Raw genomic sequence first — 22378 nt, 5'->3', positions numbered from 1 at the left:
ACCCTACTGCTCCACCGCACTGCGGGAGGGGGACTGGACTCCGCGGCGTTCCGTGCTCTCGGGGAACGGAGGAACGGACGGGATCCCCCGCCTCAGCAGGGGGTCCCGTCCGTTCCGGAGGCGCGCTCGCCGGGGCTCAGAGGCCGGCGACGAAGTCCTTCAACCAGGGCTTGAGGTCCTTGCCGAGGTCGTCGCGGTCGGAGGCGAGCTGCACGATGGCCTTGATGTAGTCGAGCTTGTCGCCGGTGTCGTAGCGGCGGCCGCGGAACACGACGCCGTAGACGCCGCCGAACTCGGCCGGATCCTGGGCCATGCGCTCCAGCGCGTCGGTCAGCTGGATCTCGCCGCCCTTGCCCGGAGCGGTGTGCTCGAGCACGCCGAACACGTCGGGCTTCAGCACGTAGCGGCCGATGATCGCGAGGTTCGAGGGGGCGTCCTCCTTGGAGGGCTTCTCGACCAGGCCGGTGATCCGCACCACATCGTCCTCGTCGGTCGCCTCGACCGCCGCGCAGCCGTAGAGGTGGATCTGGTCGGGGTCGACCTCGAGCAGCGCGACCACCGTGGTGTCGCGCTGCTCGGCGACGTCGATCATACGGGAGAGCAGCGGGTAGCGGGCGTCGATCAGGTCGTCGCCGAGGAGCACGGCGAAGGGCTCGTCGCCGACGTGGCGTTGCGCACGGGAGACCGCGTGGCCGAGGCCCTTCGGCTCGCCCTGACGGACGAAGTGCACGTCGGCGAGGTCGCTGGCGTACTTGACGTGCTCGAGCTTCTTGTCGTCCTTCTTCTGGGACAGGTTCTGCTCGAGCTCGGGCACCGAGTCGAAGTGGTTGGCGAGCGCGTTCTTGTTGCGCCCGATGATCACGAGCACGTCCTGGAGGCCGGCGTCCGCCGCCTCCTCGACCACGTACTGGATCGCCGGCTTGTCGACGACCGGCAGCATCTCCTTGGGGATGGCCTTCGTCGCCGGCAGGAAGCGGGTGCCGAGACCTGCGGCGGGGATGACTGCTTTGCGGATTCGAGTGCCCATGGGGCGCCATCCTAGCGGCGGGGGAAGTCGCGGGAGTTTCGCGCCAGGACCGGCGACGGAAGGCGCCGGACCCCGTTCCGGGGCGGTCCGGGACGAGCGTCCCTCAGGGGCGTCCGCGCGGAGGCCGGCGCGGGGCCCGGTTCTAGACTGAGCGCATGCCAGCCGACATCACGCACGAGAAGCGGGCGCTGCGCGCCGAGCTGCGCGAGCGCCGCCGCACGCAGACCTCGACCGCTCGCGACCAGGCCGCGGAGCAGATCACCGCCCACCTGATCGAGCTCGCCACCCGCGTGGGGGCCCGCTCCCTCGCGTGCTACCTCTCCGCTCCGGACGAGCCGAGCACCCGGCCGTTCCTGGGCTGGGCCGAGAGCCACGGCATCCGCGTCCTCTTCCCCGTCTCGCGCCAGGACGGCCTGCTCGACTGGGCGGTCGGCGACGGCCACACCGAGACCCAGGGCCTGTTCGGCATGCCCGAGCCCGTCGGGCAGCTGCTCGGCCCCATCGCGATCAACGACGTCGACCTCATCGTCGTCCCGGCCGCCACCGTCGACCGGCAGGGGATGCGGATGGGCTGGGGGCGCGGCTACTTCGACAAGACCCTCGGCTCGATGGAGAAGTGCCCGCCGGTCTACGCCGTCGTCTTCGACAGCGAGCTCGTCGACCGGGTGCCCAGCGAGGTCCACGACCAGGCCGTCGACGGAGTCGTCACTCCCTCCGGCATCGTCGACCTGCGCCACTGACCCCGTCCTCCTTCTCCCCCACCCGCCTCCGAGGAGCCCCCTGTGCCCACCTACTCCTACCGCTGCACGCAGTGCGGCAACGCCTTCGACATCCAGCAGAAGTTCACCGACGACACGCTCACCGAGTGCCCGAGCTGCCAGGGGGCGCTGCGCAAGGTGTTCAGCGCGGTCGGCGTGACCTTCAACGGCTCGGGCTTCTACCGCACCGACTCCCGCTCCGGCGGGAAGTCGAGCGAGGGCGGCTCCTCCTCCTCGGGTGCCGGATCGTCCGGCTCGGGCGCATCCGGCTCCGGCTCATCCGACTCGTCGTCGGGCTCCTCGGGATCGGGCGGCTCCTCCTCCGGATCCTCGGGTTCATCGGGCTCGGGCGGCTCCTCGTCCGGCTCGGGGTCCTCGGGCTCCGGATCGTCCTCCTCCTCGTCGTCCTCGGGCTCCTCCGGGTCCTCCTCCTCGGGTTCCTCCTCCGGGAGCTGACCCGCCACCCACCGCTCACGGCAGAAACGGAACGATCATGATCAACGGCTTCAAGGAGTTCATCCTCCGCGGCAACGTCATCGACCTGGCTGTCGCCGTGGTCATCGGCGCCGCTTTCACGACCATCGTCAACGCGATCGTGACGGGGATCTTCAACCCGCTCATCGGCGTGATCTTCGACGCCTCCTCCCTCGAGGCCCTGGTCTGGCCCATCCGACCGGGAGAGAACGGCGAGGACCCGACCGTCATCGCCTACGGCTCGGTCGTCTCGGCCCTGATCCAGTTCGTGATCGTCGCCTTCGTCCTCTACTTCGCGTTCGTCCTGCCGATCAACCACCTCAAGAACGCCGCGTTCGCCAAGAAGGCCGCCGACGCCCCCGCCGCGGAGGACAAGGCCCCCACCGAGCTCGAGCTCCTCGCCGACATCCGCGATCTGCTCGCCAACAACGGCACCGCAACCACCGCGAACTCCGGCAAGCACGTCGACTGAGTCGCTCTGTCTTCTTCCGCCGGAGGCGGAAGAAGACCGCGGTCGGCTTCCCGATGGAGAGCGTTCCGTGGAGCGGTGTGCGAACAGTGCGTTCGAAACGCTGGCACGCGTTTCGGACGACACCTGCACCCTCGGTAGGTCGCCTATCGGGGCCTTCAGCGTCTCCGGCGGGGACTGATCGTTCCTGTGTCCACGCCTTCATCGGACATCGCCGGGCATGAGGCGGAAAGCGGTCGATCAGCTAGGCACCGGACGGACGCGATCGTCCGCAGGCACCGGACGGGAAGCAGCCGGTCACCGTCGCCGGGTCCGACGTGAGCGGTCGCCGGACAGCGGCGTGACGCGTTCGCTCGTCGAGGCGGGGCGCGGCGGGGTGAGGTCCGAGGTCGTCGACGGGTCGAGCGCCGACTCGCGGATCACCGACCGGTCCGGCTGACGTCAGTAGTGCGGGGGGACGTCCTGGCGCAGGCGCGCGTCGTTCGGGCCGGTGTCGGGGCGCGCGGGCGGCGCGGAGGGGTCGGCGATCGGAGCGTCGTGCGGGGACGGATCGGTGCCCGGCTTCGCGGGGAGCGTCGCCCGCCGACCGCCGCGGGTGCGCCGCAACGGGCGGTCGGCACCCGCGGGGGCGTCGGGATACGGCGCCACGATCAGTCGCGGGGCAGCGGCTCGACGGGCTGCGTCTCCCCCGACGCCGGAGCGGCGGCGGCAGCAGGAACGGCAGGAGCAGCAGGAGCCTCGCCGGCGGCGGGAGCAGGGGTCTGCTCCTCCCCCGCGGTCGCACCGATCAGCCCGGCCACCCGCGCGGCCACGGCCTCGGGGTCGGCGAACAGCTCGAAGTTGTGCACCCGCAGGTAGTGCCAGCCCAGCCGGCGCAGCAGCTCCGGACGCAGGCGCAGCGACACGCGCAGGCTCTGCGTGCTCACGTCGCGGTCGGTCTCGACCACCACAGCACGGGTCCCGTGCGCGGCGACGAGCGCCAGCTTGCCCTTGTGCCCGATGTTGACCCGGATTCCGCGGCGCTCGAGGCGCGCGGCGAGATCCACCAGCATCGGCTCCGAGTAGTCGTCGCGGTCGCTCGGCTGGACGCGGTCCTCCGCCTCCTGCAGCACCTGCGCGAGCGCGACCATGCCGTAGCGCATGCGCGACTCGTCGATGTCGCCCGGGCGGAAGCACGAGACGATGTCCATCGAGCGGCGGGCACGGGTCATCCCGACCGCCAGCAGGCGCTCTCCGCCCGGCTCCGCGAGAGCGCCGAAGTTCGACAGCAGGCGGCCGTGGGGCGTCCGGCCGTAGCCGATCGAGAAGATGACGCGGTCGCGGCTCTGCGCGACCGACTGCTCCAGCGTCACGACGGCGAAGGGCTCGGGTCGGTCGCCGAGGATGAAGTCGCTCAGATCGGTGCGCTTGGCGAAGGCCGTCAGCACCGCCTGCTGCACCCGCACGGCGTGGCGAGGACTCGCGGTGATGACCATCAGCGACTCGCGCGGACGGATCACCGCGTGCTCGAGCACCAGCTCGACCACCTTCGCGACCTCGGCGTCGACGGACTCGACGGCTCCGGAGTCGTTCTCGGGCATGCCGTGCCCGCTCGCGATGTAGTGGAAGCGGAGCGAGTCGTGTCCGAGGAACGAGCCGGCCCAGGGCAGCGAGTCGATGCGGCCGCCGTAGAAGCGGCGGTTGACCAGCTCGGCCAGGTCCTCGCCGCCCGCGCGGTAGCTGCGGGTGAGCGTGACGGTGTTGAGCAGCTCGCCGAGTCGGGCGAGCGCCGACTGGGCGTGCAGCGCCTCCACGTCGGTCCGCGAGGCGGTGGAGCCGAACTCCGGCGTCTCGTCGACGCGCAGGCCGAAGGGAGTGGGGGTCTGCGTGACCGGGTCGCCGAACGCGACGACCTGCTTGGCCCGGCGGATCGCTCCGACGTTCTCGGCCAGCGTGGTCGCCCCGGCGTCGACGAGGAACACCGCGTCGAAGGTCGTCTCGGTGCCGATGCGGTGCACCTCGTACGGCGAGGCGAGCCAGGCCGGAGCGAGCACGCGCGAGAGGTGCGGAGCGGCCTTCTGCAGCTCCTGAGGGGTCGTCGCCGCCTCGGTGCGCAGCAGCGCGCGCAGCGCGTCGCGCTCCTGCGGCCAGTCGACGAGCCCGATCTTCCAGGTCTCGGAGAGCTTCCAGGCCAGCAGCTCGGCGCTCGAGGCGGCGTGCGCCTCGTCGACGAGCTTGAAGTCGGCCTCGAGCCGGTCGAGCACGCTCGTGTTGCCGCCGAGCAGCGCACGCTCGTCGGTCAGCATGATCTCGAGCGCCGAGCGCCACCAGGCCAGGTCCAGCTCGCCCGCGACCAGCTCGGCCGGCACGTGGCGGCGCGAGAGGTCGGTGAGCAGCGGGTCCAGGCCCCAGTCGCGGAGGGTGGCGAGGAGGGTCGTCCGCTCCTGGAGGTTGGCCAGCACCTCGCTGTCCTCGGCGAGGCCGGACACCATCGAGGCCAGCTCGGCGAGAGGGAGCGAGGCGAGCTGCAGGTTCGTCCCGCGTCGGCCGAGCGGCTCGTCGAGACGGCTCAGCTGGTCGGTCACCTGCTGGTAGGCCACCTGCACGTCGGCGACGCCGACCGGGACCTCGGGGATCGTGCCGGCGACCGCGTAGCGCTGCCACAGCGTCCGCTGCTGCTGCACCCGGCGGAGCGCCGCGTTGAGGTCGGTGACGTGCGCGCCGGGACGCAGGTACTCGCGGGCGAGCTTCTTCAGGCGCCGGCGGTTGGTGGACGACATCTCGGCGGCCTCGCGGCGCGGCGAGGTGGCGACGATGAGGTCCTGGATCGAGCGGTCGAAGACGGCCGGCTGGAACTTGTCCAGCGTCTCGCGGACGTCTTGCAGCAGGCGCAGGTAGATGCCGAGCTCGGCGACCGACTCGAACGGGCGCATCCGCGTCTGGCCGATGACGTCCTGGGCGCGGTCGAGCAGGCGCGGCAGGTCGCGCAGGTGCAGGCGCTTGGCCAGCTCGTGGGCGATCTCGGCGTCGGCGGTGGAGTCGAACTGGGCCCCGTACCAGGGCGAGTCGCCCGGGCCGTAGCGGAACTCGCCCAGGCGCGCCGACTCGATCAGCATCCGGGTCGCCTCGGGGCGGCTGTGCGCGAGAGCGGTGACGGAGCGGCGGTCGAGGCGGGCGGCGGTCGATGGGGGCGTCCGCAGCTGCGAGAGGCGGGCGAGCTCCTCGAGGGCCTGCAGCGCCGAGACGCCGAAGCTCTCGTCGCGCCGGGAGAGCGCGCCGCGGTAGTCGAGCAGCACCTTCCGCAGCCGGAGCAGGGCGTCGTCGATCTCGCTGACGGAGGGGCGCGCGGCCTTCTCGTTGCGGCCGATCGACTGGATGAGGTCGCGGCGGAGCGTGCGGGGCCCGACCGCGATGCCGCCCAGGCCCGCCGATAGCAGGCGCTGGTGGATGCTGTCGAGGCTCGACCGGCGGGCGCTGACGACCAGCACGCGCTTGTGCTGGGCGGCCAGGGCGCCGATCGCGTTGACGATGGTCTGGGTGCCGCCCGTGCCGGGAAGGGTCTTCACGACGAGCGAGTTGCCGGCCGCGATGTTCGCGATCACCTGCTCCTGCTCGGCGTCCGCGTCGAGGAGGAGGTTGTCGGTCGCCGGAGGACGCTCGTCCTGCGGGATGATCGACGCCACCTTCTGCGACTGCTGCAGCGCCCGCTTGGCGGCCGGGTTCCCGGCGACGGCGTCGAGGACCGGGTGCTCGAGCATCCGGGCGTCGCGGAGCATGTCGCCCGCCACGTCGGCGAAGCTCGAGACCACGAGGCGCGGGTGCACGGCGAACCACGGCAGGTGCGAGGTCAGGCCGCGCAGCTGGTCGATGACCGGCTGCGGCTTGAAGACGCCGTTCTGCACGGCCAGCTCGACGAACTGCTCGGGGTCGATCGTGATGCCGAACTGCTGCTTGAGGGCGCGCGCGAGCTGCGGATTGAAGTAGGGCTGGCCCTTGAGCTTGAGCTCGAAGTCGCGGCCGTAGCGGCGGATGGCGAGCGGGCGCAGGAGCACGGGTGCGGTGAACTCCGTGTCGCCGGCGCGCCACTGGGCGAGGCCGATGGCGAGGTGGACGCCCTCGATGCCGCGGACCGAGCGCAGCTCGATCCCCTTGTCGGTGATCGCACCCGCGGCGTTCTTCGCGGTGCGCAGGGCGAGCTCGTCGCGGATGAGCGAGGAGAGGAGCGTCGTCTTGCCCGAGATGAACGGGGGCAGCCCGCCGGGGTGCGTGGTCGAGAGCTCGATGCGCGTCCGGGGCGAGTCCACGAAGTGGAGCAGGGGCGACGGACCGCCGACCTTGGCGAGCTCGTCGCGCCACGACTGCCACACCGGATCGGCCACGTTGCCGCCCAGGTAGCCGGCCTCGCCGCTCGTCACCTGCACGGGAGAGGTCGCCGTCGGGGAGAGCCGATGCGCGGACGCCTCCCCCTGGTCACCGGATTCGGGTGAGGTCGCCACCGGTCCGGCTCCTGGGAAATCGTCGACTCGTTGCACACGGACACCCTAAACCGGGCACCTCCGAAAGGCCGTAGCGACGCGGGTCGGCGGCACGGCACCTCCGTACGGCTCACCGGGCCGGAGCATCGGAGGAACGCGGAGCCCAGGGTCGGATCGGCGAGCGCGCCCGCCCGATCGGGGCGGGCGGGGGGCTCAGGAGGGCCAGACGGCCAGGGGCGGCGCCGTCTCGACCCGGCGCTCGTCGCCGACCACGCGGATCCGGCTGCTCACGCGGTCGTGCCCGGCGGCAGCGGCGACCGCGGTCATGACGAGCTGAGCGTGGTCGCGCGCGAGATGCCCGAAGGCGCTCCGCAGATCGACGGGACGGCCGGTGGCGAGCGACACGGCGATGCGGGCGACCGCCTCCTCCGAGAGGTCGAGGAGGCACGCCTGCTCGGCGAGGACGGCGAAGTCGATCCGCGGCGCGGCCTCCGTGGCGGCACCGGCCGCCCACGGGTGCTCGGGGCGGAGGCATCCGGCGCGGACGAGGAGCTGCTCCGCGGCCTCGAGGCCGGGCCCGGCGAGGACGGGGATCATGCCGCGGTCCGCTCGGCGCGGCGCCCGGAGGCGCGGACCCCGACGGACACGACGGCCGACAGCAGGCAGGCGACGCCGGCGATCAGCGGCGCGAGCCAGCCGAGGACGCTCACCTCGTCGACGTCCGTGCCGAAGTACTGCCAGTGCGCGATGGCGTAGACGAAGAGGGAGAAGAAGCAGAGCGCGACGCCCGTGAGCGCCGACACCAGGTCCGCCGGACGGACGAGGGGCTCGTGCTCCGCCGAGGCGGCCTGCTCGATCGCGGGCTCGGAGAGGGCGGCGGCCGGGACCTGCGGGAGGGTCGCGGTGGCGGGGTGCTGCGTCATGTCTTCGAGGGAACCAGCCGCGCGGTGTCACGGTCGTCACTCGCTGGCATGACGTCCTGAGCCGAGCGGATGGTGGCGCGGTCGGCCGGTCAGGGAGCGACGGGGACGTCCGCTCGGGCCGGTCGGCGTCCGAGCGACGACTGGAACCGCAGAAGGTACCCGTCCGGATCGGCCACCACCAGCTGACGGACGCCCGCCTCCTCCGCTCCGACCCGGTACCAGCGGGTCTCGAGCGGCGAGAACAGCGGCGTCCCGGCCTCGGCGAGCGCCGCCGCCGTCCGGTCCGCGTCGTCGACGTGCAGCTGCAGGTTCATCCCCCGGCCGAACGGGCGCTCCAGCGGTGCCGCGATCCAGTTGCGGCCCCGCCCCGCCTCTTCGAGCATCACGTGCGCGGAGCCGAGGACCAGGTACGCGAAGCCCTCCTCGGGCCGGGCGTAGTGGATCCGGGACCCGCAGGGACCGCACCAGAATCCCAGGCTCCGGCGAGGTCGGCGACGAGCAGCTCGGGGACGAGATCGGGATCGGCCATCCGCGCGGTCTACGCCTCGGCGCCCTCGGGGCGCTTCGTGCGGCCCGGGAGCAGGAGCAGGCCCGAGACGCCCACGACGATCAGCAGGATGGCCGCGACCGTGACGAAGGAGGCCAGCGCCAGCACGGGCATGATGATCGTCAGGACGCCCGCGATGACCGAGGCGATCCCTGCCGCGATCGGCAGCCACGCGGGGCCGGCGACGGTGCGGCCGCTGGTGATGCTCGAGACGCCGTCGAGGATCCAGCCCGCGCCGATCACGAGGCCCAGGACGCTCAGCGACTCGAACGGGTTCGACAGGCACAGGATGCCCGCGACCAGGATCAGGGCGCCGAGCAGGCCCGCGAGCCAGCGCACCCGGGCATCGAGCCGCGAGGCGGTGAAGGCCAGCAGCAGGCGGAAGACGCCCGCGGCGATCAGGTGGATGCCGAAGACGATGGCGACGGTCAGCAGCGTCGGACCGGGGATCAGGACGGCGATGACGCCGAGCACGATCGCGATCAGCGAGACGGCGATGATCCACCAGCGCTCGACGGAGGTGCGGGACATCGTGGGCGCGGCGGTCTCGGACATGGCGTTCCTTCGCGTCGGGGAGTGCGGACCCCTCGAACGTTAGGGCACCGGGGCGGGGTGGCGCGGGGCCTTGCGCCCGCCCGCCCGAGGACGCAGGTCAGTGGCGCGATCCGGTGCGCGCCGCGGCACGGTGCCGCCGCACGCGGCGCACAACGAGCGCGAGCAGCAGCACGCCGAACGCGCTGTAGATGATCGCGTCGAGCACGCCCGCGTACTGGTCGACGAGCTCGTACTGCGTGCCGAGGGCCGCGCCGAGGCCGATCAGCAGGCCGTTCCAGACGCCGGAGCCGAGGATCGTCAGTCCCGAGAACAGCAGCAGGTTCATCCGCTCGGCCCCCGCGGGGAGCGAGATGAGGCTGCGCACGCCCGGGATGAGGCGACCGAAGAGGACCGCCCAGGTGCCGTGCCGGCGGAACCAGCCGACCGCCTTCTCGAAGTCCTCGCGGTCGACCAGCGGGAGCTTGGAGAGCAGGCGGATCGAGCGCTCCGTGCCGATGCGGTAGCCGAGCGCGTAGAGGATCAGGCCGCCGAGGTAGGCGCCGAGGGTCGCCGTGATCACGACCAGCACCAGGTTCATCCGGCCCTGCTGGGCGAGGAAGCCGGCCAGCGGCAGCACGAGCTCGCTCGGGATCGGCGGGAACACCGTCTCGATCAGCGTCAGCAGGCCGACGCCCGCCTCTCCGAGCGCGGCGATCACCCGCGCGGCGACGCCGACGAGCCCGGAGAGCTCGTCGATGCTGTCGGAGGAGGAGGCGGTCGCCACGGAGGCGGGGGCGAGGGCGAGGGTCGCGATCGTCATGACTGAGAAGCTACTCAGTCCGCCGCGCGCGCACCTGGGAATCCGGCGGCCCGCTCAGGGGCGGCCGGTGAGCACGACGGTGTCCGATCCCTGCAGCCGCACCTCGACCGAGGCGATCTCGGAGAGCGGGAGCCCGGTGGCGAGGCTGGGCTCCATCGTCGTCCCCGGCGCGCTCGTCCACGATCCGACGGCCTCGGTGCCGCCCGAGGTGTCCGTGACGTAGAGGACGTAGCCGGCCGAGCCCGCGTACTGCTCGGCCGTGTCGGCCCAGCTGCAGTCCATGTCGATCCGCGTGCCCCACTGCTGCGGCACGAACCGCACGGAGGCCTCGACGGGGACGCCCGGAGCCGCGGCGAGCGAGACGGTCGAGCCGACGGTCTCGACGGGGGCGAGGGTCGGGCCGATCGCGAGCGGCAGGGCGACGGCGGCGGCGGCCGAGACGCCCGCGGCGGCGAGCACCAGGCCCGCGATGCGCAGCCGCGTCCGGCGGCGGACGGAGTCGGTGGCCGCGGCGAGGCGGGTCAGCAGTGCCGCCGGAGCCGGATCGCCGGCCGCCTCGGGCTCCTCGACCAGGCGCATCGCCTCGTCCTGGGGCAGGTGGGCCAGCAGGCCCGGCAGCGGGACGAACTCGGCGAGGGACTCGCGGCAGCCGGGGCAGGCGCGCAGGTGCAGCTCGTACTCGCGGCGGTCGGCAGCGGTCAGGGATCCGAGGAGGTACGCGGCGTCCCAGTCGCGGAAGGGGTCGTCGTGCCGGTCGTCGGAGGAGGGGTCGCGGCTCACAGCTCCGTCACCCCCCGCTCCTGCAGTGCGAGCTTGAGGGCCCGCATCCCGTAGTGCATCCGCGACTTGACGGTGCCCGGGGCGATCCCCAGCAGCGCGGCGATCTCGGTGACCGTGCGGCCGCCGTAGTAGGCGTGCACGATGACCGCGCGGTGGTCGTGGCTCAGTCCGCTGAGCGCGTCCGAGAGCAGCCAGGCGTCGAGCACCTGGTCGGTGCGGTCGGCGGTCGGGCGCTCGGGGACCTCGTCCGTGCCCAGCTCCCGGGCGTAGCGGGCGCTGCGGCGGTCGTCGATGACGAGGTTCCGGGCCACGGTGTAGAGCCAGGAGCGGGCGGCGGCCTCGCCCTGGGCGAGGATCTCGGGGTGCTTCCAGGCGCGCAGCAGCGCCTCCTGCACGACGTCCTCCGCCATCTGGCGGTCGCCGGTCAGGCGCAGCACGAACCGCCAGAGCGCGCTGGCGTGCTCGTCGTGCAGCGCACGCAGCATCTGGGCCTGATCCTCGGACATCTCCACCTCTTCCTGCACCAACGTAACGGGGGCCCGAACGGTTCAGCCGGTTCGCGCGAGCGGCCGCACTCTGGTACTCCGGAGTCGATGACCTTCCCCGATGCCGACGACGCCGCCCGCGTGCGCTCCTTCCTCCGCGACAACCGCTCGCGGATGCTCGACGACGTCCGGCACCTCGTGATGATCGAGAGCCCCAGCGACTCCCTCGAGGCGCTCGGCGAGCTGCACGCCTTCCTGGTGCACTGGGTGGGAGAGCGGCTCGGGCACGACGCCGACGTGCAGCACCGGCGTGCGCAGGACGCGCCGACCGCGACCAGCTGGACCGTCCCGGCGAGCGGCGGCGCGAGACCGCACCGGGGCACGCGTCCGTTCGTGGCGCTGCTCGGCCACTACGACACGGTGTGGCCCCTGGGCACGACCCGCTCCTGGCCCTTCGCCGTCGACGGCGACCGCCTGAGCGGACCGGGCAGCTACGACATGAAGGCCGGGCTGGTGCAGATGGTGTGGCTGGTGGCCGCGCTCCGCCACGCCGGCGTCCCGCATCCGGCCGTCCGCCTGGTGATGAGCGGGGACGAGGAGATCGGCAGCGCCGCCTCCCGCCCGTTCCTGGAGCGGCAGTGCGCGGGCGCCGACGCGGTCCTGGTGTTCGAGGGCGCGATCGGCGACGCGGTCAAGACGGCGCGCAAGGGCATCGGGCGCTTCGTGATCGACGTGGTCGGGGTCGAGGCGCACGCCGGGGTCGAGCCGGAGAAGGGGGCGAGCGCGATCCACGAGCTCGGCTCGCTGATCCCGCGGGTGCTGGCGATCGCGCGGGAGGAGGAGGGCACCTCGGTCAACATCGGAGTGGTCTCCGGCGGCTCGAGGGTCAACGTGACGACGGCCCGCGTGCGCCTGGAGCTGGAGGCGCGGATCCGCGGATCCGCCGAGGCCGCCCGCGTCGAGGCCGAGCTCGACGCGCTCGCCGCCGCCGACCCGCGCATCCGGCTGGAGGTGCGCGGCTCCTGGGAGCGGCCCGTCTTCGAGCGGACCGCCTCCGTCGCCGCGCTCTACCGCAGGGCCGAGCGGGTCGCGAAGCGGATCGACGTCCCCCTCCGCGAGATCGCGGTCGGCGGGGCGAGCGACGGCAACCTCGTCGCCGCGCTGGGCCTGCCGGTCCTCGACGGGCTCGGCGCCCCGGGCGAGGGTGCGCACGCGCGCAGCGAGGCGATCGGCATCGAGGGCATGCTGGAGCGGACGGCGCTGGCCGCGCTGCTGGTCGCCAGCTTCGGCGACGAGCACTGACCGGCTGCAGAGGAAGGACGAGCGGATGACCCTGTACGAATCGCGCCCCGTGGGCGTCGTGATCGAGGCTCCGGCCGCGGAGGTGTACGCCTTCGTCTCCGACCCGGCGAACCTCCCGCGGTGGGCCGCGGGCCTCGCCTCCGCCGCGCTCGAAGAGGTCGACGGACGCTGGTTCGCCGACTCGCCGATGGGCCGGGTCGAGGTGCGCTTCGCCCCGCAGAACCCGTTCGGCGTCGCGGACCACGAGGTCACGCTCCCCGACGGGACGGTGGTGGACAATCCGCTCCGGGTGCTCGTGAACGGGGACGGCGCCGAGGTGGCCTTCACCGTGCGGCGGCGCCCCGGGATGAGCCTCGACGACTGGGACGAGGACTGCGCGCGGGTCGCGGACGACCTCGAATCGCTCCGGCTGCTGTTCGAGCGCGGGGCGCTGTAGGTTCGTCACAGCTCCGGCGCAGGGCCGGCACCCGTGAGAACGAGGACGCGATGACCTCCCCCGATCGTCCGAGCACCCGCCCCGCAAGCGGCATCGAGCTCAACGGCCTCGACACGATCCAGGAGTCGGAGCGGCACGGCCGCCCTCGCGACCTGTTCTGGCCGTGGTTCGCCGCGAACGTGTCCGTGCTCGGGCTGAGCTACGGCTCCTTCCTCCTCGGCTTCGGCCTCTCCTTCGGGCAGGCGACGCTCGTCAGCGTGATCGGGATCGTCGTCTCGTTCCTCTTCTGCGGTCTGGTCGCCGTCGCCGGCAAGCGCGGCTCCGCCCCCACGATGGTGCTCAGCCGGGCGGCCTTCGGGGTCGACGGCAACCGCCTCGTCTCGGTGATCTCCTGGCTGCTCACGGTGGGCTGGGAGACGGTGCTGGCCTCACTCGCGGTGCTCGCGACGGCGACGGTGTTCGAGGAGTTCGGCTGGGACGGGGGCGTGCTCACCAAGGTGGTCGCGCTGATCGTGGTCGCCGCGCTCATCGTGATCGCCGGGATCGCGGGCTTCCGCCTGATCATGCGGCTCCAGCTCGCGATCACCGTCGCGACCGCCGTGCTGACCGTGGTCTACGTCGTGCTCGTCCTCGACCGGATCGACCTCGCCGCCGTCGGCGCCCTGCCCGCGGGCTCGGCCGCCGCGGTCATCGGCGGGCTCGTGTTCATGATGACCGGCTTCGGGCTGGGCTGGGTGAACGCCGCGGCCGACTACTCCCGCTACCTCCCCCGCGGTGCCCGCACGAGCGGAGTGATCGCGTGGACGACGATCGGCGGAGCGGTCGCGCCCGTCGTGCTGGTGGTCGTCGGCCTGCTGCTGGCCGGCTCCTCGCAGGAGCTCTCGGACGCGATCGCCGCGGACCCGATCGGAGCGCTCGCCGGGATCCTGCCGACCTGGTTCCTGCTCCCCTTCATCGTCGTCGCGCTGCTCGGCCTGATCGGCGGGGCCGTGATGGACATCTACTCCTCGGGCCTGGCGCTGCTCAGCACGGGGCTCAAGGTCTCGCGTCCGGTGGCCGCCGGGATCGACGGCGTGCTGATGGTCCTCGGAGCGGTCTACGTCGTGTTCGTCGCGGGCGACTTCCTCGGCCCGTTCCAGGGCTTCCTGATCACCCTCGGCGTGCCGATCGCGGCCTGGCTCGGCGTGTTCCTCGCCGACCTCCTCCTCCGCCGGCGCGACTACGACCAGGAAGCCCTGTACGACTCCCGCGGCCGCTACGGCAGCGTCTCGGCGGTCCCCGTGGCCCTCGTGCTGATCGGCGCGATCGTCGGCTGGGGCCTGGTGGTCAACTACTCCCCCGGGTTCGAGTGGGAGGGCTACCTCCTCGGCCCGCTCGGCGGCCGCGACGGCGACTGGGCCGGCGCCAACCTCGGCGTCCTCGTGGCGCTCGTGATCGGCTTCGCGGGAACGCTCGCCCTCTCGCGCGGGGCCGTCCGCCGCCAGGAGGCCTCGGCGTGAGCCTGCTCGTCGCGATCGACCTGCAGCACGTCTTCGCCGACGCCGAGTCGCCGTGGGGATCCGGCGGATTCGAGCGCGCGGCCGAGGGGACCCGCCGGCTCCTCCCGGCGTTCGGCGAGCGGGTCGTGACCACCCGCTTCGTCGCCCCGGAGCGGCCCGCCGGCGCGTGGATCCCCTACTACCGCGAGTGGCCGTTCGCGCTCGTCCCCGAGAGCGACCGGCTCTACGAGCTCGCGGCCGGGTTCGAGGGCCACCGCACGATCACCGCCACGACCTTCGGCAAGTGGGGGCCCGAGCTCGAGGCCGAGCTCGACGACTCCCGCGAGCTCGTGCTCACCGGCGTCTCGACCGACTGCTGCGTGCTCTCGACGGCGCTGGCGGCCGCGGACGCCGGAGTGCGGGTCAGGGTCGCCGCGGACGCCTGCGCGGGCGCCTCCGAGGCCGACCACCAGCGCGCGCTCGACGCCATGTCCCTGTACGCGCCGCTGATCGAGATCACGACCGTGGACGCGGTGCTGGCGGACCTGCACGACCGGGGCTGAGACCGCGGTCGGGACGCGAGCCGCTTGCGCCGGTCGGCCCCGCGCGTCGCGGGGCGACCCCGTCACCCGGCATGATGTCGGCATGTCCTCCACCGACGAGCGCGTCAGCCCGGCTTCCCGCACCCTGGTCATCGGCGAGGCGCTGATCGACATCGTCGAGCGCGACGGCAGCGCCACGGAGCACGTCGGCGGCTCCCCGGCCAACGTCGCCCTCACGCTCGCCCGACTCGGGCGGCCCGCGACCCTCGTCACCGACATCGCCGACGACGAGCGCGGCCGCCGCATCAGCGCCCACCTCGAGGCCTCCGGCGTGGAGGTCCGGCACGGCGACTCGGAGCGCACCAGCACCGCTCGGGCGGTCCTCGCCGCGGACGGGTCGGCCCGCTACGTCTTCGACCTCTCCTGGAACCCGCCGGCGGCGGACCCGGAGGGCGCCTCCCACGTCCACACCGGTTCCATCGCGATCTTCCTCGAGCCGGGCGGATCCGCCGTGCTCGAGCTCCTCGAGGCACTGCCCGCCGGAGTGACGGCGAGCGTCGACGCGAACATCCGCCCGGCTCTGGTCGGCGCGCACGCCGAGGCGCTCGCGCGCTTCGAGCGGATCGCCGCCGCGTGCGAGGTCGTGAAGCTCAGCGACGAGGACGCGGAGTGGCTCTACCCGACGATGCAGCTCGACGAGGTCCTCAGCCGGCTGCTCTCCCTCGGGTCGCAGCTCGCGGTCGTCACCCGCGGCGCGGAGGGACTGCTGCTGGCCTCGGCCATGACGCGGGTGACCGTGCCCGCCGCCCGGATCGTGGTGGCGGACACGATCGGCGCCGGCGACTCCGCGATGGGCGCGATCCTCGACGAGGCGTTCCGCCAGGGCCTCGGCGCCGCGAACGGGATGCTCCTCGACGGCCCCGCCCTGCACGCGATCGGCCGCCACGCCGCGCACGTCGCCGGCATCACGACCTCCCGCTCCGGCGCGAACCCGCCCACCCGCGACGAGCTCTGAGGGCCGGGGGCGGAACTTCCGCAGGACGCCCCTGGTGCTCGCGTCGGGACGCGGAGATACTGGGCGCACCTCGACGGAAAGGCGTGCCGTGCCCACTTCACTGAGCCCCTACATCGGCTTCGACGGCTCCGCGCAGGAGGCGATGGAGTTCTACCGGGACGTCCTCGGCGGCGAGCTCAGCTCCAGCCGCTTCGGCGACTTCGGGATGAGCGCGGATCCGGCCGACCAGGACCGGATCATGCACGCCCAGCTCGTCACGCCGAGCGGGATGATCCTGATGGGCTCCGACTCCCCCTCCTCGAGCCCGGCCGAGAGCGGCGCCCGCATCAAGATCGCGCTCTTCGGCGACGACGACGCCGAGCTGAGCGGCTACTGGGACGGCCTGGCCGAGGGCGGCACGGTCGTCGAGCCGCTGGTCGCCTCGCCCTGGGGCGACCGCTTCGGGATGCTGGTCGACCGCTACGGCGTCGGCTGGATGGTGAACATCGCCGCTCCGCCGGCCTGACGCTCCTCCCCAGCGCGGGATCGGGGCACGCCTCCCCCGGGTGCGTCCACCCGTCCCGCCGGGCGCGGCGGCAGGCGCAGAATGGAGGGGCCGCTCCCGCTCCGGGAGCCGTCCCACCTCTCACGAAGGCTGCAGATGACGATCACGCTCGGGTACAAGGCATCGGCGGAGCAGTTCGGCGCCCGGGAGCTCGTCGAGCTCGCGGTCGGCGCCGAGCGGCACGGCTTCGAGACCGCGGTCGTCTCGGACCACTTCCAGCCGTGGCGGCACACGGGCGGGCACGCGCCGTTCTCCCTCGCCTGGCTCGCCGCGGCCGGTGAGCGCACCTCCACCATCACCCTCGGCACCTCCGTCATGACCCCGCACTACCGCTACAACCCCGCCGTCATCGCCCAGGCGTTCGGCACGCTCGGCGTGCTCTACCCCGAGCGGATCATGCTCGGCGTCGGCACCGGCGAGGCGCTGAACGAGGTCGCCACCGGCTATCAGGGCGCGGGCGAGCAGACCTGGCCCGACTTCAAGGAGCGCTTCGCCCGCCTGCGCGAGGCCGTGCGGCTGATGCGCGCGCTGTGGGCGGGCGACCGCGTCACCTTCGACGGCGAGTACTACTCCACGCACGAGGCGTCGATCTACGACAAGCCCGAGAGCGGCGTGCCGGTCTACATCGCGGCGGGCGGCCCCGTCGTCGCCAAGTACGCCGGCCGGGCGGGCGACGGCTTCATCTGCACGTCGGGCAAGGGCATGGAGCTCTACACCGAGAAGCTGCTCCCCGCCGTCGAGGAGGGCGCCGCGGCGGCCGATCGCGACTCCTCGACCATCGACCGCATGATCGAGATCAAGCTCTCCTACGATCCCGATCCGGCGCTCGCGCTCGAGAACACGCGCTTCTGGGCGCCGCTCTCGCTGTCGCCGGAGCAGAAGCACTCGCTGACCGATCCGGTCGACATGGAGCGCGCCGCCGACGAGCTGCCGATCGAGCAGGTCGCGAAGCGCTGGATCGTCGGCTCCGACCCCGAGGAGACGGTCGCGCAGATCAAGCCCTACGTCGACGCGGGCTTCACCCACCTGGTCTTCCACGCCCCGGGCGACGACCAGCAGCGCTTCTTCGACGCCTTCGAGCGCGACCTCGCGCCGCGGCTGCGCGCGCTCTGACCTCCCGCCTCCGCCACGACCCCCTTCGGAAGGGCCGCTCCCGCATGACCACGGCCACCCTGCTCGCCCGGCTCGACCACGGCGAGGCGCTGACGCGCGAGACCGCAGAAGAGCTCCTCGGCGCGCGCGGCGACGACCTCGACCTGCTGCTGGAGGCCGCCGGCCGCCTGCGCGACGACGGACTCGCCCGCCGCGGACGGCCCGGCGTCGTCACCTACTCGCGGAAGGTCTTCGTCCCGCTGACCAAGCTCTGCCGCGACCGGTGCCACTACTGCGTCTTCGTGGAGACACCAGGCGGGCTCGCGGCCAAGCGCGAGTCGACCTTCATGGAGCCGGAGGAGATCCTCGAGGTCGCCCGCGCCGGTGCCGCGCTCGGCTGCAAGGAGGCCCTGTTCACGCTCGGCGACCGCCCGGAGGACCGGTGGCCGGTCGCCCGCGCCTGGCTCGCCGAGCACGGCTACGCCTCGACGCTCGAGTACGTGCGCGCGATGGCCGTCCTGGTGATGAGCGAGACGGGCATGGTCACGCACCTGAACCCCGGCGTGATGTCGTGGGCCGAGCTGCAGCGGCTCCGCCCGGTCGCGCCCTCGATGGGCATGATGCTCGAGACGACCGCCGAGCGCCTCTGGTCCGAGAAGGGCGGCGTGCACTACGGCTCCCCGGACAAGGACCCGGCGCTGCGCCTGCGCGTGCTCGAGGACGCGGGACGCAGCCGCATCCCCTTCACCACCGGCGTGCTGCTGGGCATCGGCGAGAACGCGGCGGAGCGGGCGGACGCCCTCTTCGCGATCCGCGAGTCCCACGAGCGGTGGGGCCATGTGCAGGAGTGCATCGTCCAGAACTTCCGCGCGAAGCCGCGGACGGCCATGCAGAACGAGGTCGACCTCGAGCTGCAGGAGTACGTGGCCAACGTCGCGGTCGCGCGCCTCGTGCTGGGCGCCGAGGCGACGATCCAGGCGCCGCCGAACCTCACCGACGAGCAGGAGCTCGGGCTGCTGCTGCGCGCCGGGGTCGACGACTGGGGCGGTGTCAGCCCGCTCACGGCGGATCACGTGAATCCGGAGCGCCCCTGGCCGAACATCGACGACCTCGCGCGGCTCACCGCGGCGGCCGGCTACAGGCTGCACGAGCGGCTGACCGCCCACCCGCAGTACCTCCGCGACTCGGCCACCTGGATCGATCCGCGTGTCGCTCCCTACGTCGAGGCGCTCGCCGACCGCGGGACCTGGCTCGCCGACGAGGCGGCAGCGGTCCTCCCCCGGCCCTACCGCGACTCGCTCGACGCCCTGCCCCGGCCGGTGGCACCTGCCCTCGGCGCCGTGCTCGCCCGGGCGGAGACAGACCCCGCCGGTCTCGAGGACGCCGACTACCTCGCCCTGCTCGCAGCCGACGGCGACGACCTCGACGCCCTCTCCGCTCTGGCGGACGACCTGCGGCACGACGCCGCCGGCGACGAGGTCTCGGTCGTCGTGAACCGCAACATCGACACCTCGCTCTGGGGAGTCGGCGATCTGACCGTCGAGCGGCTGGAGGAGCTCGCCGACGAGGCGGTCGCGCTCGGCGCCACCGAGCTCTGCCTCCAGGGCGCGATCGGACCGGAGCACCCGGGCGACGATCTGCTGCTGATCGTCCGCACGCTGAAGCAGCGGCAGCCCTCGCTGCACCTGCACGCCTACCGGCCCGGCGAGATCCTCGAGGTCGCCCGGCGTACGGGCCGAACCCTGCCCGAGATGCTCGACGCTCTGCGCGAGGCCGGCGTGGACTCCGTCCCGGGGACCGCCGCCCGCATCCTCGACGACGACGTCCGCGCCGTCCTGAGCGAGGGGACGGACCCGACCGTGGCCGAGTGGCGGGAGGCGATCACGGCCGCGCACCGCAGCGGCCTCCGCTCCACCTCGACCATGGTCTACGGACACGTCGAGACCCCCGAGCAGCAGCTCGCGCACCTGCGCACGCTCGCGGCGATACAGGACGAGACGGGCGGCTTCACCGAGTTCATCGCGATGCCCTTCGTCCCGGCGGAGGCGCCTCCTTCCGTGGTGCGCGCGAGCCGGGGCGGGCCGACCCTCCGCGAGACCCGCGCCGTGCACGCCGTCGCACGGCTCATCCTCCACGGCCGGATCGCCCACGTGCAGACCGCCTGGACCAAGCTCGGACTGCACGCGGCGCAGGTCCTCCTCCGCGGCGGGGCGGACGACCTCGGCGGCCTGCTGCTCGACGGGGCCCTGCGGCCCGAGGCCGGAGCGGAGGCCTACCGCTCGCTCGACATCGCGACCGTCGCCCGGCTGAGCGGCGAGATCGGCCGCGGCTGGCGCCAGCGCACCACGACGTACGGCGTGGTCGCGCCGGAGAGGGCGCTGCGGGCGGAGCCCGTCGCAGCGGCGGGTCCTCAGCGGATGCGCCTCCCGGTCCGCGGGACCCGCCGGGCGTCATGACCCGCTCCGAGTACCTGCGGCGCCAGGCCGAGCTGGTCCGGGAGGAGCGGATCGAGTCGGACAGCGCCACCGTGCGGCTGCTGACCGCGGGCGCCGGGAGCCCGCGCGCGGTCCTGCTGCTGACCGGCGTCGGCCGGGGCGCGCGGAGCGACACCGGGCTGCTGCTGCCGATGCTGGCGCGGCGCCACCGCGTCGCCGCGCTCGAGCTCGCCGATCTCGGCGACCCGTGGCTCGACGGACCCGCCGCGGTCCACGCCTCCCTGGACGCGCTCGGCGCCGAGGAGGCCGTCCTGATCGGCCACTCGCTCGGAGCCGCCGTGGCCCTCGCCGCGGGCGATCGGCGGGTGCGCGCCCTCGCCCTCGTGGCCGGATGGCTGCGCCCGACGGAGCGCCTCCTCCGCACGGCGCGCCTCTGGCCGATGCTGCCGCCCGACGCGCAGGAGGAGGCCGCTCGGCTCCTCGCCGTCCGCTCGGCCACCACCTCCTCCCCGTGGGGCGCCGACGCCGCCAGGATGCTCGCCGCCTCCGCCCGGGCCGACGTCGCTGCGGCCGCTATGGACTGCCGGGTTCCCGCCCTCGTGGTCGGCTGCTCCGCCGATGCCGTCGCAGGAGTCGAGGGCGCCGAGGCCCTGCTCGGCGCGATCGACGACGCCCGCTACGCCGTCCTCGACTCCGGTCACGCGGTGCTCGCCGAGCGGCCCGCCGAGCTCCTCGCCGTCCTCGAGCACTTCCTCGCCGATCCGCACCGCGACCCGGCGGGCAGCGTCCTGGCGAGGACGACGGTCTGATGGACGTCGACGTCGTCGTGATCGGCGCCGGGTTCGCCGGGCTCGGAGCCGCGGTCCGCCTGGAGCGCCGCGGCGGGACCTCGTTCGTCGTGCTGGAGCGCGCCGAGCGGATCGGCGGGACCTGGCGGGACAACGTCTACCCCGGAGTCTCCTGCGACATCCCCTCGCACCTCTACTCCTACTCCTTCGCCCCCGAGGCCGACTGGTCGGCGTTCTACGCCCCCGGGGCCGAGATCCAGTCCTACCTCGAGCGCGTCGTCGAGAAGGAGGGCCTGGCGCCCCGGCTCCGGCTGGGGACCGAGGTGCTCGAGGCGGTCTTCGACGAGGAGGCGCACCGCTGGCGGGTGCGCACCTCCCGGGGCGACTACTCCGCAGCGGTCCTCCTCGTCTGCGCGGGGCGCCTCTCCGAGCCACGCCTCCCGGCCGTACCGGGCCTGGATTCGTTCGCGGGTCCTGCCTTCCACTCCGCCCGCTGGCGGGACGACGTCGATCTCGACGGGAAGCGCGTCGGCATCGTCGGATCGGGAGCCTCCGCCGTGCAGATCGTGCCGCACCTCGCCGAGCGCGCCGCCGAGGTGGTGCTCTTCCAGCGCTCGGCCCCGTACGTCGTCCCCCGCAGGAACCGCGCCTACCCGCCGGAGGAGCGCCGAGCCCTCTCCCGCGCGCCCGGGGCCCTCGCGAGGCTCCGCGAGGAGCTGTTCTGGCGCGCCGAGCTCGGCTTCGCCGGCCGCGTCGCCGTGCCCGAGGCCATCGATCGGCTGCGGGCGGAGGCGCTCGGCCACCTCGAGGCGCAGATCATCGATCCCGCGCTCCGCGCCGTGCTGACTCCGGACTACGAGATCGGCTGCAAGCGCGTGCTCCTCTCGGACGACTACTACCCCGCTCTCGCGCAGCCGCACGTCCGCGTCGTCCCCGGTCCGCTCCGGCGCGTCGAGGAGGGCGCCGCGCTCGGCGACGACGGCGTCCCGCACGGGGTCGACGTGCTCGTCTTCGCGACCGGCTTCCACTCCACGCGGCCGCCCTTCGCCCGGCGCATCCGCGGCCGCGGCGGCGTCCTCCTCGCCGACCGCTGGGCCGACGGCATGGTCGCGTACGAGTCGACCGCGGTCCACGGGTTCCCGAGCCTCTTCGTCGTCAACGGCCCCAACGCGAGCCTCGGCCACAACTCCGCGGTGCACATGATCGAGACGCAGATCGACTACGTGCTCGCCGCGCTCGACCACCTCGCCGTCTCCGGCGCCGACCGGCTCGAGGTCACCGCCGAGGCCGAGGCCGCCTCCGTCGCCCGCCTCGACGCCCTCAGCGCCGACACCGTCTGGACCAACGGCGGCTGCGAGAGCTGGTACCTGGACGACAACCGGCGACTCACCCTGCTCTGGCCCGACTTCGCCTTCGCCTTCCGCGAGGAGCTCGGCCGGTTCGACCCCTCGGCCTACACGACCTGACCGCGGCTC

At 73.3% G+C, this 22378-nt stretch carries 23 protein-coding genes; 13 read left to right on the top strand and 10 right to left on the bottom strand.

Annotation, left to right across the window (positions count from 1 at the left end):
* Window positions 1–136: 136 nt before the first annotated feature.
* A complete protein-coding gene (gene galU, locus C5C44_RS09685) occupies window positions 137–1027 on the bottom strand; it encodes a UTP--glucose-1-phosphate uridylyltransferase GalU (RefSeq protein WP_104297210.1) in 891 nt (296 codons plus the stop codon).
* A gap of 155 nt (window positions 1028–1182) precedes the next feature.
* On the opposite strand from galU, the gene C5C44_RS09680 reads away from it, so the two are divergent.
* The 3 genes from C5C44_RS09680 to mscL are packed head-to-tail and all read left to right on the top strand — an operon-like array spanning window position 1183 to window position 2731.
* Entirely contained in the window at window positions 1183–1767 is a 585-nt protein-coding gene (locus C5C44_RS09680; protein WP_104223219.1) for a 5-formyltetrahydrofolate cyclo-ligase, read from the top strand.
* A 42-nt stretch (window positions 1768–1809) separates the two neighbouring features.
* The gene (locus C5C44_RS09675; RefSeq protein WP_104223220.1) at window positions 1810–2241 is read left to right on the top strand and encodes an FmdB family zinc ribbon protein; all 432 of its coding nucleotides are present in this window, start codon (window positions 1810–1812) and stop codon (window positions 2239–2241) included.
* Between the two features lie 37 nt (window positions 2242–2278).
* Window positions 2279–2731 carry a large conductance mechanosensitive channel protein MscL gene (mscL, locus tag C5C44_RS09670; RefSeq protein WP_181027096.1) on the top strand — a complete coding sequence of 151 codons (453 nt, stop codon included), beginning with the start codon at window positions 2279–2281 and terminating at the stop codon, window positions 2729–2731.
* Window positions 2732–3169: 438 nt separating this feature from the next.
* Here mscL and C5C44_RS09665 read toward each other — a convergent pair whose 3' ends face one another.
* From C5C44_RS09665 to C5C44_RS09625, 9 genes are all read right to left on the bottom strand, one after another.
* On the bottom strand, window positions 3170–3376 hold the full coding sequence (locus C5C44_RS09665) for a hypothetical protein (protein ID WP_104335761.1): 207 nt from the start codon (window positions 3374–3376) through the stop codon (window positions 3170–3172).
* A 2-nt stretch (window positions 3377–3378) separates the two neighbouring features.
* Window positions 3379–7203: an AAA family ATPase gene (locus C5C44_RS09660; protein ID WP_374953971.1), complete on the bottom strand. Its 3825-nt coding sequence runs from the start codon at window positions 7201–7203 to the stop codon at window positions 3379–3381.
* Between the two features lie 192 nt (window positions 7204–7395).
* Window positions 7396–7779 carry a hypothetical protein gene (locus C5C44_RS09655; RefSeq protein WP_104238332.1) on the bottom strand — a complete coding sequence of 128 codons (384 nt, stop codon included), beginning with the start codon at window positions 7777–7779 and terminating at the stop codon, window positions 7396–7398.
* Entirely contained in the window at window positions 7776–8105 is a 330-nt protein-coding gene (locus C5C44_RS09650; RefSeq protein ID WP_104226447.1) for a hypothetical protein, read from the bottom strand. The genes C5C44_RS09655 and C5C44_RS09650 overlap by 4 nt, the downstream gene beginning before the upstream one ends.
* Window positions 8106–8194: 89 nt before the next feature.
* Window positions 8195–8491 (bottom strand): hypothetical protein, encoded by a 297-nt coding sequence (locus tag C5C44_RS09645; protein WP_219827845.1) that lies wholly within the window; start codon window positions 8489–8491, stop codon window positions 8195–8197.
* Between the two features lie 152 nt (window positions 8492–8643).
* Window positions 8644–9207 (bottom strand): HdeD family acid-resistance protein, encoded by a 564-nt coding sequence (locus tag C5C44_RS09640; RefSeq protein WP_104232862.1) that lies wholly within the window; start codon window positions 9205–9207, stop codon window positions 8644–8646.
* Between the two features lie 97 nt (window positions 9208–9304).
* Complete coding sequence (locus tag C5C44_RS09635) at window positions 9305–10006, bottom strand: DedA family protein (protein ID WP_104288086.1); 702 nt, start codon at window positions 10004–10006, stop codon at window positions 9305–9307.
* A gap of 54 nt (window positions 10007–10060) precedes the next feature.
* Complete coding sequence (locus C5C44_RS09630; RefSeq protein WP_104273099.1) at window positions 10061–10786, bottom strand: anti-sigma factor; 726 nt, start codon at window positions 10784–10786, stop codon at window positions 10061–10063.
* The gene (locus C5C44_RS09625; protein ID WP_104225070.1) at window positions 10783–11292 is read right to left on the bottom strand and encodes a sigma-70 family RNA polymerase sigma factor; all 510 of its coding nucleotides are present in this window, start codon (window positions 11290–11292) and stop codon (window positions 10783–10785) included. The genes C5C44_RS09630 and C5C44_RS09625 overlap by 4 nt, the downstream gene beginning before the upstream one ends.
* Window positions 11293–11379: 87 nt before the next feature.
* Between C5C44_RS09625 and C5C44_RS09620 the strand changes: the two genes are divergently transcribed.
* The 10 genes from C5C44_RS09620 to C5C44_RS09575 all read left to right on the top strand — a co-directional run bounded on the left by C5C44_RS09620 (window position 11380) and on the right by C5C44_RS09575 (window position 22369).
* Complete coding sequence (locus C5C44_RS09620; RefSeq protein WP_104225069.1) at window positions 11380–12573, top strand: M20/M25/M40 family metallo-hydrolase; 1194 nt, start codon at window positions 11380–11382, stop codon at window positions 12571–12573.
* Window positions 12574–12598: 25 nt separating this feature from the next.
* Window positions 12599–13009 carry an SRPBCC family protein gene (locus C5C44_RS09615; RefSeq protein WP_104246714.1) on the top strand — a complete coding sequence of 137 codons (411 nt, stop codon included), beginning with the start codon at window positions 12599–12601 and terminating at the stop codon, window positions 13007–13009.
* 50 nt (window positions 13010–13059) lie between these two features.
* Window positions 13060–14508, top strand: coding sequence for a cytosine permease (locus C5C44_RS09610; RefSeq protein ID WP_104335760.1), 1449 nt, complete (start codon window positions 13060–13062; stop codon window positions 14506–14508).
* Window positions 14505–15050, top strand: a complete 546-nt coding sequence (locus C5C44_RS09605) for a cysteine hydrolase family protein (protein ID WP_104335759.1) — start codon at window positions 14505–14507, stop codon at window positions 15048–15050. The genes C5C44_RS09610 and C5C44_RS09605 overlap by 4 nt, the downstream gene beginning before the upstream one ends.
* Before the next feature lie 82 nt (window positions 15051–15132).
* Window positions 15133–16044: a carbohydrate kinase gene (locus C5C44_RS09600; protein ID WP_104266866.1), complete on the top strand. Its 912-nt coding sequence runs from the start codon at window positions 15133–15135 to the stop codon at window positions 16042–16044.
* Window positions 16045–16132: 88 nt separating this feature from the next.
* Window positions 16133–16549 (top strand): VOC family protein, encoded by a 417-nt coding sequence (locus C5C44_RS09595; RefSeq protein WP_104335758.1) that lies wholly within the window; start codon window positions 16133–16135, stop codon window positions 16547–16549.
* Window positions 16550–16684: 135 nt separating this feature from the next.
* On the top strand, window positions 16685–17701 hold the full coding sequence (gene fgd, locus C5C44_RS09590; protein ID WP_181067747.1) for a glucose-6-phosphate dehydrogenase (coenzyme-F420): 1017 nt from the start codon (window positions 16685–16687) through the stop codon (window positions 17699–17701).
* 44 nt (window positions 17702–17745) lie between these two features.
* On the top strand, window positions 17746–20136 hold the full coding sequence (gene cofG, locus C5C44_RS09585; protein ID WP_104335757.1) for a 7,8-didemethyl-8-hydroxy-5-deazariboflavin synthase CofG: 2391 nt from the start codon (window positions 17746–17748) through the stop codon (window positions 20134–20136).
* A complete protein-coding gene (locus tag C5C44_RS09580) occupies window positions 20133–20924 on the top strand; it encodes an alpha/beta fold hydrolase (protein ID WP_104335756.1) in 792 nt (263 codons plus the stop codon). The genes cofG and C5C44_RS09580 overlap by 4 nt, the downstream gene beginning before the upstream one ends.
* Complete coding sequence (locus tag C5C44_RS09575; protein WP_104335755.1) at window positions 20924–22369, top strand: NAD(P)/FAD-dependent oxidoreductase; 1446 nt, start codon at window positions 20924–20926, stop codon at window positions 22367–22369. Before C5C44_RS09580 ends, C5C44_RS09575 begins: the two co-directional genes overlap by 1 nt.
* The last annotated feature ends 9 nt before the right edge of the window (window positions 22370–22378 follow it).

It is taken from the genome of Rathayibacter sp. AY1F6 (assembly GCF_002932035.1).
In the GTDB taxonomy this organism is placed as follows: Bacteria; Actinomycetota; Actinomycetes; order Actinomycetales; family Microbacteriaceae; genus Rathayibacter.
This window is presented reverse-complemented; position numbering and strand designations above follow the sequence as displayed.